15 protein-coding genes and 1 riboswitch are annotated in these 14087 nt (G+C 68.2%); of the genes, 12 read left to right on the top strand and 3 right to left on the bottom strand.

From position 1 onward, the window contains the following. Positions 1–21: 21 nt before the first annotated feature. Both EIP85_RS05035 and EIP85_RS05040 read right to left on the bottom strand, forming a co-directional pair. Positions 22–453: a 6,7-dimethyl-8-ribityllumazine synthase gene (locus EIP85_RS05035; protein WP_127901069.1), complete on the bottom strand. Its 432-nt coding sequence runs from the start codon at positions 451–453 to the stop codon at positions 22–24. A gap of 78 nt (positions 454–531) precedes the next feature. Beyond that, positions 532–676: riboswitch (FMN riboswitch) on the bottom strand. 96 nt (positions 677–772) lie between these two features. After that, a complete protein-coding gene (locus tag EIP85_RS05040) occupies positions 773–1459 on the bottom strand; it encodes a rhomboid family intramembrane serine protease (RefSeq protein WP_127901070.1) in 687 nt (228 codons plus the stop codon). 75 nt (positions 1460–1534) lie between these two features. On the opposite strand from EIP85_RS05040, the gene trpS reads away from it, so the two are divergent. After that, positions 1535–2590 carry a tryptophan--tRNA ligase gene (gene trpS, locus EIP85_RS05045; protein ID WP_127901071.1) on the top strand — a complete coding sequence of 352 codons (1056 nt, stop codon included), beginning with the start codon at positions 1535–1537 and terminating at the stop codon, positions 2588–2590. Between the two features lie 89 nt (positions 2591–2679). On the opposite strand, the gene EIP85_RS05050 is transcribed toward trpS, so the two are convergent. Beyond that, positions 2680–3294, bottom strand: coding sequence for a L,D-transpeptidase (locus EIP85_RS05050; RefSeq protein ID WP_127901072.1), 615 nt, complete (start codon positions 3292–3294; stop codon positions 2680–2682). Positions 3295–3905: 611 nt separating this feature from the next. Between EIP85_RS05050 and EIP85_RS05055 the strand changes: the two genes are divergently transcribed. From EIP85_RS05055 to EIP85_RS05105, 11 genes are all read left to right on the top strand, one after another. Beyond that, entirely contained in the window at positions 3906–4772 is an 867-nt protein-coding gene (locus EIP85_RS05055) for a branched-chain amino acid aminotransferase (RefSeq protein ID WP_127901073.1), read from the top strand. A 119-nt stretch (positions 4773–4891) separates the two neighbouring features. Beyond that, entirely contained in the window at positions 4892–5347 is a 456-nt protein-coding gene (locus EIP85_RS05060) for a universal stress protein (RefSeq protein ID WP_127901074.1), read from the top strand. Positions 5348–5522: 175 nt separating this feature from the next. Beyond that, positions 5523–6080 carry a NifU family protein gene (locus tag EIP85_RS05065; protein ID WP_127901075.1) on the top strand — a complete coding sequence of 186 codons (558 nt, stop codon included), beginning with the start codon at positions 5523–5525 and terminating at the stop codon, positions 6078–6080. 10 nt (positions 6081–6090) lie between these two features. Further along, positions 6091–6714 carry a tRNA (adenosine(37)-N6)-threonylcarbamoyltransferase complex dimerization subunit type 1 TsaB gene (gene tsaB, locus EIP85_RS05070; RefSeq protein WP_127901076.1) on the top strand — a complete coding sequence of 208 codons (624 nt, stop codon included), beginning with the start codon at positions 6091–6093 and terminating at the stop codon, positions 6712–6714. Beyond that, positions 6711–7139: a GNAT family N-acetyltransferase gene (locus EIP85_RS05075; protein WP_127901077.1), complete on the top strand. Its 429-nt coding sequence runs from the start codon at positions 6711–6713 to the stop codon at positions 7137–7139. Before tsaB ends, EIP85_RS05075 begins: the two co-directional genes overlap by 4 nt. A 193-nt stretch (positions 7140–7332) precedes the next feature. Then, the gene (locus EIP85_RS05080; RefSeq protein WP_127901078.1) at positions 7333–8322 is read left to right on the top strand and encodes a BMP family lipoprotein; all 990 of its coding nucleotides are present in this window, start codon (positions 7333–7335) and stop codon (positions 8320–8322) included. Positions 8323–8331: 9 nt separating this feature from the next. Further along, positions 8332–9918, top strand: coding sequence for an ABC transporter ATP-binding protein (locus EIP85_RS05085; protein WP_127901079.1), 1587 nt, complete (start codon positions 8332–8334; stop codon positions 9916–9918). After that, positions 9918–11012, top strand: a complete 1095-nt coding sequence (locus EIP85_RS05090; protein WP_127901080.1) for an ABC transporter permease — start codon at positions 9918–9920, stop codon at positions 11010–11012. Before EIP85_RS05085 ends, EIP85_RS05090 begins: the two co-directional genes overlap by 1 nt. Positions 11013–11015: 3 nt before the next feature. Beyond that, positions 11016–11981: an ABC transporter permease gene (locus EIP85_RS05095; RefSeq protein ID WP_127901081.1), complete on the top strand. Its 966-nt coding sequence runs from the start codon at positions 11016–11018 to the stop codon at positions 11979–11981. Between the two features lie 196 nt (positions 11982–12177). Next, a complete protein-coding gene (locus tag EIP85_RS05100; protein ID WP_127901082.1) occupies positions 12178–13119 on the top strand; it encodes a sulfite exporter TauE/SafE family protein in 942 nt (313 codons plus the stop codon). Then, a complete protein-coding gene (locus EIP85_RS05105; protein WP_127901083.1) occupies positions 13119–13907 on the top strand; it encodes a TIGR02186 family protein in 789 nt (262 codons plus the stop codon). Before EIP85_RS05100 ends, EIP85_RS05105 begins: the two co-directional genes overlap by 1 nt. Positions 13908–14087: the final 180 nt, after the last annotated feature.

The raw sequence follows: 14087 nt of genomic DNA on the forward strand, positions 1-14087 counted from the left end.
CGCACCCCACCCGCCGCCCCCTCAGGCGATCTCCGCATGCAGCCGTGCCGCCGCCAGCGCCGCCTCGCCCGCCTCGCGGCCCTTCTGCACGAAATGCGCCTCGAAGATCCGGCGGTGATGCTCGCCCTCCTGGTAGTGATGCGGCGTCAGCGAGACCGAGAGCACCGGCACATCGGTCTCCATCCCCGCGCGCATCAGCCCGTCGACCACGGCCTGCGCGACGAAGTCATGCCGGTAGATCCCACCATCGACGACCAGCGCCGCCGCCGCGACGGCGGCATAACGCCCGGTGCGGGCGAGCTTCTTGGCCAGAAGCGGCATCTCGAAGGCCCCCGGCACGTCGAAGACATCGACCGCCTCCTCGGGGACGGCCTGCAGGAAGCCGGCGAGCGCCTGGCTCACGACCTCGGCATGCCAGTTCGCCTTGATGAAGGCATAACGGGTGGGTGTCATCTGTGATCTCCCTTTTGCAACGACACGTCACCCAAGGCGATCACATGCGCCCGCGCCCCCGGGGTCCGGCGGCACGACGCACGTTCTCTTCCATCCGGACTGTGACCGTCGGCTCAGGCCTCTCACCTGATCTGCTGACCCTTCCCGCAGGGAAGGCGCTCGCGGGCTCGCGGATCTTCCGCATACCGCCGGTGGGGAATTTCGCCCCGCCCTGAGAACGCGGGCATCCTGCAAGTTTTCCGCCCCGGCGCAAGGGGGGATTCGACCGCGGATCGGGCGGCGGCGGATCAGGGGACCGCCACCGCAGCGCCCGGGCGCCCTAGCGCCGCCGGAAGGCCCCGATCGCCCGGGTCACGCCACCGGGGCAGACGAGGAAGGACATCGCGAAACCGGCGATGAACCCGCCCAGATCGGCGATCCATTCCTGGCTGCCGCCGAAGACCAGCGCGAAGATCAGCTGGAAGCCCAGGAAGAAGCCGATCAGGCTGAAGGCCCCCATCCGGTTCTCTCCCTTCTCGCCCAGCCGCGTCCACAGGATGAAGGAGAACGCACCGATCAGCCCGTAGACGGGCGGATAGCCCCCGACCAGCGGCATCCCGGTCCGCGCCAGCGTCCCGTAGCACAGCGCCCCGAAGATCCCGGAAACGAAGAAGATCACCACCACCGCCCAGGGCCGGAACACCTCGCTGACGTATTTGCCGAGCGCGAGGATGAAGACCACGACGAAGATCGCGTGGGTGGCGTTGAAATGGATGAACATGTAGCTGACGAAGCGGATCAGCTGCATCGGCGGATAGTAGGAATTGGCCACCATCCACTGGAAGACCGGCCCCGAGAAGGCGAAGTTCTGCAACGCCTGCAGCCGCCATCCCACCGCCTCCGGACCGCCGATCAGCCCGTAACCCCCAAGGCTCAGCCCGATCTCGACCAGTGCGATCGGAAGCGCCAGCAGCCAGACCACGCCCGGGATCGGCTGCAGCGGGTGCGCATTGTGATCGAGATCCATTCCATCCCCTTCGGTTGACGGCTCCCGACGCCAGCGATAAGCGCAAGTGTCGGTAATTTCCAGTCGGAGAAGAACATGGCGGAGGCGGTCCAGACGCTCCACCCGGGTCACGCGAAATTCACCCCGCGCGTCTTTTCGGGCATCCAGCCCTCGGGCGGCCTGACGCTAGGCAACTACCTCGGCGCGCTGAAGCGTTTCGCCGAGATGCAGGGCCGGATGGAGACGATCTACTGCCTCGTCGACCTCCACGCGATCACCGACAAGTGGCAGGACCCCGAGCGCCTGCGCCAGCAGACGCGCGAGGCGGCCGCGGGCTTCATGGCCGCCGGCATCGATCCCGCAAGCTCGATCCTCTTCAACCAGTCCCAGGTCGCCGCCCACGCCGAGTTGGCGTGGATCTTCAACTGCGTGGCGCGCATGGGCTGGATGAACCGGATGACGCAGTGGAAGGACAAGACGGCGGGCAAGAACGCCGAGAACTCCTCGCTCGGCCTCTTCGCCTACCCGGCGCTGATGGCGGCGGACATCCTCGTCTACCACGCCACCCATGTGCCCGTGGGCGAGGACCAGAAGCAGCATGTGGAGCTGACCCGCGACATCGCGGCGAAGTTCAACCATGACTACAAGCAGGACTTCTTCCCGCTGACCGAGCCGGTGATCGAGGGCACGGCGACCCGCGTCATGTCGCTCCGCGACGGCTCGAAGAAGATGTCGAAGTCGGACCCGTCGGACCAGAGCCGGATCAACCTGACCGACGACGCCGACACCATCGCCTCGAAGTTCCGCAAGGCGCGCACCGATGCCGAGCTTCTGCCCGACACGCCCGAGGGTCTGAAGGACCGCCCCGAGGCGCGCAACCTCGTCAACATCTTCGCCGCCCTGGCGGACCGGACGGTGGAGGAGGTTCTGGCCGATTACGCCGGCAAGGGGTTCGGCACCTTCAAGCCCGCCCTGGCGGAGCTGGCGGTGGAAAAGCTCTCGCCGATCTCGGCCGAGATGACGCGGCTGATGTCCGACCCGGCCGAGATCGACCGCATCCTCGGCCAGGGCGCCGACAAGGCGGCGGCCATCGCCCAGCCGATCCTTGACAGGACCTTCGACATCGTCGGCATGCTGCGCTCGCGCCGCTGAAAGACGAAGGGGGCCGCAGTGGCCCCCTCCTCCATCTCAGTGTCGCACGAATGCGCCGGGCGGGGAGGGAAGCGCCCCCGCCCTTCCCCTCAGATGATCCGCACCTGCGTCCCCACCTTCGCATGGTGGAACAGCACGGTGATATCCTCGTTGTAAAGCCCGATGCAGCCGTCCGACGAGCGGCGGCCGATCTTGCGGGTGTCCTGCGTCCCATGCACCCGGTAGTACTGCCAGGAGAGGTAGAGCGCATAGGGACCCAAGGGGTTTTCCGGCCCGGGACCCACGACATGGGGCAGCCAGGGCATGCGCTTCAGCATCGAGGGCGTCGGGTGCCAGGTCGGCCCCACCACCTTCTCCACCACGCGGGTCATGCCCTTGCGGGTCAGCTCGGGCGCCGTCGGGACCGAGCAGGGATAGAGCAGCTTCACGCTCTGGTCCTCGGACCAGAAGCGCACGCAGCGCGAGGTCGTGTCGGCCAGGATCGCGCCGTTCTTCAGGTTCGGGAAATAAGGCTGCCAGTCCAGCGCCACGAAGCTGGAGATGTTGTGGCGAACCTCCGCGTTCACCGGCGGGGCGCCCGCCGCCGCGCCTGCCGCCGCGCTTGCCCCGGTCTCCGCCGCCCGCGCGATCGCCGGAACCGCGAGGCCGGCTGCCGCCGCACCGAGGCTCAGAAACCCGCGCCGCCCGATTGTCCTGCCCGCCATAATATATTCTCCGTCTGGCATGTTTTACCGTCGACAGTCGCCCGGCTCGCGGCGGAACGCAAGTCACACCTTCTTGCACCTGCAGCACCCGCACGCCGCTGTCGGGGCGAATTGTCATGTTCCGGATTCAGAACCGTCACCTTGCGGAGTCTTCGGCCCGCTATCCTCGGGACTGGTGTATCCATTCGCCAGGCGGGGCGTCGTGAAGCCGTCCTTCCCCGCCGGCGGCGCATCGTCCCGCTGCGCCCCGCATGCCCCGCCGAGGCGGGCCCGCCCGACCCCGGCGAGGTCCCGCCCGCCCCCGGCCCCCGCGCCGGGGGTTCTTTTTTGCCGCGCGGCCGGTTCCGGAAACGAACCCCCCTGCCCTCGCCCCCGGCCCGAAACAGCGGGCGCGGCCCGCCGGGCCAGCGCCCGTCCGCCCCGTCGCACCTTAGGTGCGCCACTAAACATCGGCACGCCTCCGGCGTGACGGCGGACGGTCCCTGCCCCTCCACACCACGAAACCCGTAGGGTGCGCATTCATTGCGCATCTCACCGCACCGCCCCCCGCCCGCTCTGGACCCTCCCCGCCGGCGGTGCTTAAGTGCCGCCGGCGACGACGGGAGGGGCTCATGACGACCGGAACCAACATCCGAACCTATTTCGACGGCACCTGGCACGAGGGCGACGTCCCCGTCATCCGCGCCGCCGATCATGGCGCATGGCTCGGCACCACCGTCTTCGACGGCGCCCGGCTCTTCGAGGGCGTCACCCCGGACCTCGAAGCCCATTGCGCCCGCATCAACCGCTCGGCCAGGGCGCTGATGCTCACCCCCACCGTTGCCGCCGAGAAGATGGTCGAGATCGTCAAGGAGGGCCTCGCCCGCTACCCCAAGGGCACACCCGTCTACATCCGCCCGATGTACTGGGGCATCAACGGCGACGAGACCGGGATCGTGCCCCTGCCGGAGGCCACCGGCTTCGCCATCTGCCTGGAAGAGATCCCGATGGCCCCGGCAGAGAAGACGACGACGCTCGGCCTCACCTCCTTCCGCCGCCCGGTACTGGCCGACAACGTGGTGAACGCCAAGGCCGGCTGCCTCTACCCCAACAACGCCCGCATGCTGGCCGAGGCCCGCGCCCGCGGCTTCGCCAATGCGCTGGTCGCCGATGCCGTCGGCAATGTCGCCGAAAGCGCCACCGCAAATGTCTTCATCGTGAAGGATGGCGAGGTCTTCACTCCCATCGCCAACGGCTGCTTCCTCTCCGGCATCACCCGCGCCCGCCATATCTCGAACCTCAGGGCCGAGGGCGTGCCGGTCCACGAGACCGTGCTGAGCTTCGACGATGTCCGCGCCGCCGATGAGGTCTTCCTCTCCGGCAACATGTCGAAGGTCACCCCGGTCACGGCGTTCGAGGAGGCCCGCTACCAGCACGGCCCCATGACCCGCCGCATCCGCGAGATGTACTGGGACTGGGCGCTCTCCGCAGGGGCCTGACCACCCGGGTGGCGGCAGGCGGCGCTCGCCGAACCGGCGGGATTTCCCCTCCCCGCCACGCGGGCTTGCCGAATCCGGCCCGGATCGGCGATGATCCCGCGATTGCCTTGGGGAGCGATATGCGCAAATTCCTGGTCGTTCTGGACGACAGCCGCGAATGCCTGAACGCCATGCGCTTCGCCGCGCTCAGGGCTGCAAAGACCCAGGGCGGGGTCGAGATTCTCGCCGTCATCCCGCCCGAGGAATTCACCTATTGGGGCGGTGTGGCCGACATCATGCGCGCCGAAGCGCAGGAGCGGATCGAGGCGCATTTCGAGGTCTTCGCCAAATGGATGCGCACCGGCCACAAGGTGGATCCGGAGCTGGTGATCCGCGAGGGGGAGCCGGTGGCAGAGATCCTCGCCCAGATCAGGGCGGACCCGGAGATCGGGGTGCTGGTGCTGGGCGCGGGCACGGACAAGAGCGGGCCGGGCACGCTGGTCTCGCAGCTTTCGAAGACCTCCGGCACCCTGCCGATCCCGATCACCATCGTTCCGGGCGAGATGTCGAAGGAACGGCTTGAGTCGATCACCTGACGGCGGTGCCTCGTGGCAGACGCGGCGCGCCTCCTGCGGGGGAGTATTTTGGCCAGGAAAAAGCCCGGGCCGCGCGGACGTGACGCGCTTTGGAACGGTTCCAAATGTTGACTTCGCCCCGGGCGAAGCGCATATCCGACCATAACAGTCAGAGATCTTCCCCCGGAGGCTGCCCATGTTCATCCAGACCGAATCCACGCCGAACCCGGCGACGCTGATGTTCCTGCCCGGTCAGGCGGTGATGGAGACCGGCACCGCCGACTTCCCCTCGCCCGACACCGCCGGCGCCTCGCCCCTCGCCCGCCGCGTCTTCGCCGCCGGTGGCGTCGCGGGCGTGTTCCTGGGGCGCGACTTCGTTTCCGTGACGAAGGAAGAGGGGCTCGAATGGGCGCATGTGAAGCCCGCGATCCTCGGCGCAATCATGGAGCATTTCCAGTCCGGCGAGGCCGCGATCGAAGGCCCCGTGGCCGCGGCCCATGACGAGCAGGACGGCCCGGATGCCGAGATCGTCGCCCAGATCAAGGAACTGCTGGACACCCGCGTCCGCCCGGCGGTCGCCAATGACGGCGGCGACATCACCTTCCGCGGCTTCGAGCGCGGCATCGTCTATCTCTACATGAAGGGCGCCTGCGCGGGCTGCCCCTCCTCCACCATGACGCTGCGCATGGGGATCGAGAACCTGCTGCGCCACTACATCCCGGAAGTGACCGAGGTGCGGGCGGTCGCCGCCTGACGCTCCTCGCGTGACGACCCTCATCGCCTTCGACACCTCGGCCGCCGCCTGCGCGGCCGCGGTGCTTTCCGGGGACCGGATTCTCGCACGCGCCGAGGAGCCGATGGCGACCGGCCAGGCCGAACGGCTGTTTCCACTGCTTGAGGAACTCCTCGCTGAGGCCGGCCTCGGCTGGCGCGACCTCGACGCGCTCGCCTGCGGCATCGGCCCGGGCAATTTCACCGGCACCCGGCTCTCCGTCTCCGCCGCGCGCGGGCTGGCCCTGTCCTTGGGCCGTCCGGCCATCGGGGTCTCCCGGCTGGAGGCGCTGGCCGAGGGCCTGCCCCGCCCCCTCGCCGTGATCGAGGATGCCCGACGCGGCGCTGTCTACCTGCAGCTTTTCGGCCCCGACGGGCCGCCCGAGCTTGTCCAGCCCGGCGCCCTGCCCGATCTCCGCACCATCGCCCGCACCGGCTCCGCCGCCTCGCTCGTGCCCGGCGGGCCCGTCCTCACCCCGGCCATGCCGCTGGCCGAGGCCATCGCCCGCATCGCTGCCCGCCGCACCGGCACGCCGCAGCCTCGGCCCGCGCCGCTCTACCTGCGCGCGGCCGATGCCGCGCCGCCCTCCGATCCGCCGCCGGTCCTGCTGCCGTGAGCGCCGGTCCGCCCCCCGACCCCGCCGCGCTCGCCGCGCTCCACGCCGCGACCTTCACAACGCCCCGCCCCTGGACCGCGGCAGAGATCACCACCCTCCTTGCCCTTCCCGGCACCTTCCTGACCGGCGACGCCACGGGGTTCGCCCTTGGCCAGACCACGCTTGACGAGGCGGAACTGCTGACCATCGCGGTTGCGCCGGGGGCCCGCCGGCAGGGTCTCGGCAGCCGGCTCCTGGCGGCATTCGAGGCCGAAGCCCGCGCCCGCGGCGCCACCCGCGCCTTCCTCGAAGTGTCGGCCGAAAACGTCGCGGCCCGGGCGCTCTACCAGGGCGCAGGCTGGCTTCAAACCGGCCGCCGCCCGGGCTATTACCGCGCCCCGGAGGGGGGGCGAATCGATGCACTGATCCTGGCCAAGCCGCTCTGACGGGCAAAGCCCCGGCGCGGCACCCGGATTTTTATCAAATGGTCAATAGATCACCCCGGCCATGCAAGATCGCGCTTGACCCCTTCCTCGCCCTGCGGCCTTATTCGCCAATGATCCGCGAGAGATCGGCACGTAACCCGGCCCGGATGCCGCTGCGGCGGCGGGCCACAACCACAACCGGGAGAGCCATTCCATGAGCTGCATCACGAAATTCCTCGGCGCTGGCGCCGTGCTGGCGTTCACCGCCGGCGTCGCCGCGGCCGAACCCGCCATCATCTACGACCTCGGCGGCAAGTACGACAAATCCTTCAACGAGGCCGCCTGGCACGGCGCGCAGCGCTGGGCCAAGGAAAGCGGCAAGAAGTTCCGCGAGGTCGAAATCCAGTCCGAAGCGCAGCGCGAGCAGGTCCTCAAGCGGCTCGCGCAATCCGGCGCCAACCCGATCGCGATGACCGGCTTCGCCTTCGCCGACGTGCTGAACAAGGTCGCCCCGGAATTCCCGAAGACCAAGTTCGCCATCGTCGACTCGGTCGTGAAGCAGCCCAACGTCCAGTCCATCGTCTTCACAGAGGAGCAGGGCTCCTACCTCGTCGGCATCATGGCCGCGATGGCCTCGAAGACCGGCACCGTGGGCTTCATCGGCGGCATGGACATTCCGCTCATTCACAAGTTCGAGTGCGGCTACGCCCAGGGCGTGAAGTCGGTGAACGCGAAGGACAAGGTGATCGTCAACTACACCGGCACCACCCCGGCCGCCTGGAATGACCCGGTGAAGGGCTCCGAGCTCGCCAAGGGCCAGATCAGCCAGGGCGCCGACGTGATCTACGCCGCCGCTGGCGGCACCGGCGTGGGCGTGCTGCAGGCGGCCGCCGACGGCAAGATCCTGTCGATCGGCGTCGACAGCGACCAGAACTACCTGCACCCGGGCCAGGTCCTGACCTCGATGACCAAGCGCGTCGACAACGCGATCTACAACGTCTTCAAGGCCGGCGCGAACCTGAAGCCGGGCGTGAAGGTGATGGACCTCAAGGCCGGCGGCGTCGCCCCGGCGATGGACAAGTACAACGCCAAGCTCGTCACCCCGGCGATGAAGGCCGCCGTCGACAAGGCGACCAAGGGCATCGAAGACGGCTCCATCAAGGTCCACGACTACACGACCGACAACAAGTGCCCGGTCGAGTGAGCCACAGGGATGGCCACGGCTGAAACCTCGGGGCGGCAGGCAACTGCCGCCCCCACCGCATCCGGCTCCGCGCCGGCGATCGAGCTTCGCGGCATCTCCAAGGCCTTCGGGCCCGTGCAGGCCAACAAGGACATCTCGCTCGCCGTGAAGCGCGGCACGATCCACGGCATCATCGGCGAGAACGGCGCCGGCAAGTCCACCCTGATGTCGATCCTCTACGGCTTCTACAAGGCCGACGAGGGCGAGATTCTCGTCGGCGGCCAGCCGACCCCGATCCATGACAGCCAGGCCGCGATCCGCGCGGGCATCGGCATGGTCTTCCAGCATTTCAAGCTGGTCCACAATTTCACGGTCCTCGAGAACATCGTGCTGGGCGCCGAGGACGGCGCGCTGCTCGGCCCGTCGCTCTCCAAGGCGCGCAAGCTTCTGAAGAGCCTCGCCGAGGAATACGAGCTGAACGTCGACCCCGACCAGACAATCGAGAACCTCTCCGTCGGCCACCAGCAGCGGGTCGAGATCCTCAAGGCGCTCTACCGCCAGGCCGACATCCTGATCCTGGACGAGCCGACGGGCGTGCTGACCCCGGCCGAGGCCGATCACCTCTTCCGCATCCTCGCCAACCTGAAGCGCGAGGGGAAGACGATCATCCTGATCACCCACAAGCTCAGGGAGATCATGGAGATCACCGACACGGTGAGCGTGATGCGCCGCGGCCAGATGACCGCAACGGTGAAGACGTCAGAGACCAGCCCCGAGCAGCTGGCCGAGCTGATGGTCGGCCGCAAGGTCCTCCTGCGGGTCGAGAAGAAGCCCGCGACACCCGGCAAGACCGTGCTGGAGGTCGAGAACCTCAAGGTGGTCGACCGCTTCGGCGTCGAGCGCCTGAAGGGCGTCTCGCTGAATGTGAAGGCGGGCGAGATCGTCGGCATCGCCGGCGTCGCTGGCAACGGCCAGTCGGAGCTGCTGGAGGTCCTCGGCGGTTTCACCGCGGCCACCGGTCATCTGCGCATGAACGGGCGGGAACTCGACGTGTCGGGCCGCCATTCCGACGGCCAGACCCGGCGGCATGACGGCATCTCCCACGTGCCGGAGGACCGCCAGCACCTCGGCCTCATCATGGATTTCGCGGCCTGGGAGAACGTCGCCTTCGGCTATCACAACGATCCCGCCTACCAGCGCAACGGCTTCCTGATGGACAATGCCGCGCTGGTCCGCGAGACGGCCGCGAAGATGCAGCGCTTCGACGTGCGCCCGCCGGACCCGAAGCTCGCGGCCAAGAACTTCTCCGGCGGCAACCAGCAGAAGCTGGTCCTCGCCCGCGAGATCGAGCGTAACCCCGACCTGCTGCTCATCGGCCAGCCGACGCGCGGGGTCGATATCGGCGCGATCGAGTTCATCCACCAGCAGATCGTCCGCCTGCGCGACGCCGGCAAGGCGATCCTGCTCGTGTCGGTGGAGCTGGACGAGATCATGTCGCTCGCCGACCGCATCGCGGTGATGTTCGACGGCCGCATCATGGGCGAACGTCTGCCGGAAGAGACAGACGAACGCGAGCTGGGCCTGCTGATGGCCGGCATGAAGGGAAAGGCCGCGTAATGGACAGACTTCCGACCTGGGCCGACGCGATCCTCGTGCCCGTCCTTTCCATCGTCATCGCCTTTGCCATCTCGGCCATCGTCATCCTCGGCATCGGCGAAAACCCGATCAACGCGATGGGGATCATGATCAGCGGCGGCCTCGGCTCCACCTACGGCTGGGGCTACACGCTCTATTACGCGACGAATTTCATGTTCACCGGCCTCGCGGTGGCCGTGGCCTTCCACGCGACGCTCTTCAACATCGGCGGCGACGGGCAGGCCCAGCTCGGGGGGCTCGGCGTCGCGATGGCCGCGCTCTACATCCCCTGGCCGAACTGGTGGCTGGCGCTCTTCGGGGCCTCGGCGGCGGCCGCGCTCTTCGGCGCGGCCTGGGCGGCGATCCCGGCCTGGCTGCAGGCCAAGCGCGGCAGCCATATCGTCATCACCACGATCATGTTCAACTTCATCGGTTCGGCCCTCCTGAACTACCTGCTGGTGAACGTGTTCCGCCCGGTGGGGTCGATGGACCCGGCGACGGCGAACTTCCCCAAGGCCACCACTCTGCCGAACCTGTCGAGCATCCTCGGCCTCGTCGGCATCCCGTTCTCGAACCAGACGCCGGCGAACGTGACCTTCCTGATCGCGCTGCTCGCCTGCCTCCTGGTGTGGCTCTTGATCTGGCATACCCGCTTCGGCTTCGCACTGCGCGCCTTCGGCAAGTCCGAACCCGCCGCCCGCTACGCCGGGATCAGCCCAGTGAAGATCACCATGTACGCCATGCTGATCTCCGGCGCGCTCGCGGGCCTGATGTCGATCAACAACGTGATGGGTGAAAGCGGCAGACTGGTGCTGAACTCCTCGGAAGGCGCGGGCTTCATCGGCATCGCCGTGGCGCTGATGGGCCGCTCGCACCCGCTGGGGATCCTGCTCGCCTCGATCCTCTTCGGCTTCCTCTACCAGGGCGGCGCGGAGCTCGCGATGTGGACCACGATCCCGCCGCAGCTGATCCTCGTCATCCAGGCGCTGGTGATCCTCTTCACCGGCGCGCTCGACAACATGGTGCGAATGCCGGTCGAGGCCGTGTTCCACCGTCTCGGCAAGCGGAGGGGCTGACCGATGAGCTTCGACACCATCGTCTCCATCCTCGACAGCACCATCCGCCTCGGCACGCCGCTGCTGCTGGCCTGCCTCGCCGGGCTCTTCTCGGAACGCTCGGGGATCTTCGACATCGGGCTCGAGGGCAAGATGCTGGTCGCGGCCTTCTTTTCGGCCGCGGTCGCCTATGTCACCGGCAACGCCTGGCTGGGGCTTCTGGCGGGGATCGCCTCGTCGATGGTCTTCGCCTTCATCCACGGGCTGGCCTCGATCACCTTCCGGGGCAACCAGCTGATCTCGGGGGTGGCGATCAACATGCTGGCCTCCGGCATCACCGTGCTGATCGGCCAGCACTGGTTCCACCTCGGCGGCATCACCCCGGCGCTGTCGGGCGGTGCGCGGTTCCAGGACGTGGCCCTGCCCTTCGCGCAGGCGCTGAAGGGCGTGCCCTATCTCGGCCTCGTCTACGACCAGCTGATCTCCGGCCATTCGGTGCTGGTCTACGTCGGCTTCCTCTGCGTGCCGGCCACCTGGTGGGTGCTCTTCAAGACCCGCTTCGGCCTGCGCCTGCGCGCGGTGGGCGAGAACCCGGCCGCCGTCGACACCGCTGGCGTCTCGGTCGTGGCGCTCCGCTATTCGGCCATCGCCATCGCCGGTATCCTCTGCGGCATCGCGGGGACGTACCTGTCCTGCTCGCTCGCCGCCGGCTTCGGGCGCGAGATGACGGCGGGGCGCGGCTACATCGCGCTGGCGGCGCTGATCTTCGCCAAGTGGCGGCCCTGGTACGCGCTTGGCGCGACCATGCTCTTCGGCCTGCTCGACGCGGTGTCGAACCGCTACCAGACCATCGACATCGGCATGCTGCACATCCCGAACCAGTTCATGAGCGCCGTGCCCTTCATCCTGACCGTCGTCATCCTCGCCGGCTTCGTCGGAAAGGCGATCCCGCCGCGCGCGGGCGGCGAGCCCTACGTGAAGGAACGCTGACCCCCGCCGCGCCGGCCCTTTCCGGGCCGGCGCTATGGCAAAGCCGGCACATCCCGCCATGGACCTGCGGCAAAGTCGGCCCACCCGGGCAGAGCATATTTGCAGGAATTGGAATATGTGTTAGCTCTGGGAACCACCCCGCCTGAACCCGCGGCGCCCGCCCCCGGAGCAAGGCCAGACGCCCGGATCGCCCGTCTTGCAGATTTACCTGCCCATCGCCGAGGTTTCCGTAAACGCCTTCCTGCTGCTGGGGATCGGCGGCGGGGTCGGGCTGCTTTCGGGCATCTTCGGCGTCGGGGGCGGCTTCCTGATCACGCCGCTTCTGATGTTCATCGGCATTCCGCCCGGCGTCGCAGTGGCCACCGGCGCGAACCAGGTGGTGGCGGCCTCGGTCTCCGGCCTGATGGTCCACATCCGCCGGCGGACGGTCGATTTCAAGATGGGCACGGTGCTTCTGGTCGGGGGCTTCTTCGGCTCGAACATCGGCATCCTGGTTTTCGAGCTGATGAAGCGCGCCGGTCAGACCGAGCTCTTCGTGCAGTTCTCCTACGTCTTCCTGATGGGCACCATCGGCCTGATGATGTTCCAGGAAAGCTTCCGCGCCATCCGCCGCGCCCGCGGCGCCGCCAGGGCCGGGCCCGGCGCCGCGCCACGGCGGCCGCAGATGCACCGCCACAACTGGGTGCAGCGCTGGCCGCTGAAGATGAAGTTCCGCACCTCGGGCCTTTACATCAGCGTCATCCCGCCCTTCCTGATCGGCGTCTGCGTTGGCGTGCTCTCCGCCGCGATGGGCATCGGCGGCGGCTTCATCGTCGTCCCGGCGATGATCTACATCCTCGGCATGAACACCCGCGTCGTTGTCGGCACCTCGCTCTTTCAGGTGATCTTCGTGACGGCCTACGCGGTGATGGCCCATGCCATCGCCAGCCAGTCGGTCGACATGGCGCTGGCGGTCCTGCTCATCGTCGGCGGCGTCGTCGGCGCGCAGATCGGAACGATGATCGGCATGCGGCTGAAGGCAGAGCAGCTGCGGATCCTGCTCGCCCTCCTCGTCCTTGCCGTGGCGGTGAAGATCGGCCTCGACCTGGTGATCCGCCCGGCCGAGCTCTACTCCGTGCGCTCGATAGGCCATCCATGATGAGGCGGCTTCTCCCCCTCCTCGCGCTCTGCCTGGCGATGCTCACGCCCCTTGCCGCGCCGGCGGCCGATGCGGCCGCCCCGTCCGAGCAGATCGTCGCCGGCCTCTCGCAGGAACAGATCTCCATCACGGCGAGCTTCTCGGGCTCCTCGATCCTGATCTTCGGCGCGGTCAAGCGCGATGCGCCGCCGGCGCAGCCGCCCCTTCAGGTGATCGTCACCCTCCAGGGGCCGCGCACGCCGGTGCAGGTCAGCCGCAAGGGCGATGTCTTCGGGCTCTGGATCAACACCGCCTCCGCCAAGGTGACCGAGGCCCCGGCCTATTACGCCATCGCCACCTCGGCGCCGCTCGCCCAGATCCTGTCGCACACCGACGACCTGCGCTACCGCATCTCGATCCCGCTTGCGATCCGCGAGACCGGCGTGGCGAGCCAGGTGAGCGAGCCGCGCGCCTTCCTCGACGCGCTGATCCGCATCCGCGAGCGCGACGGGCTCTACAAGCTCGACGAGGGCGCGGTGACCATCGACCAGTCGACCCTGTTCCGCGCCCGGCTGAACCTGCCCGCGAACCTGACCGAGGGGCTTTATACCGCGCGGATGTTCCTGACGCGCGACGGCAAGGTGGTGGCAAGCCAGAAGACCGACGTCCGCGTGCGCAAGACCGGGGTGGAGCGCTGGCTCTACCAGCTCGCCCAGAACCAGCCGGCGCTTTACGGCCTCCTGTCGCTGGTGATCGCCATCGTGGCCGGCTGGCTCGCCTCCGCCGCCTTCCGCGCCTTCCGGCGGTAGGCCCGTAGGGTGCGCATTCATTGCGCACCATCCCCCCGCCCTGCCCCGCCCCGGACCCGCGGGAAGCCCTTAACGCGGCGTTCGCCCACCGTCCCGAAATACGGTACGGTACGGTGCGAAAGCGGTGCTAAAGCTGTGTTGAATCGGTACCCCGATTTACCAGCCTTTTCAGCCCCTTGC

The organism is Solirhodobacter olei, from assembly GCF_004010155.1.
GTDB lineage: Bacteria > Pseudomonadota > Alphaproteobacteria > Rhodobacterales > Rhodobacteraceae > Solirhodobacter > Solirhodobacter olei.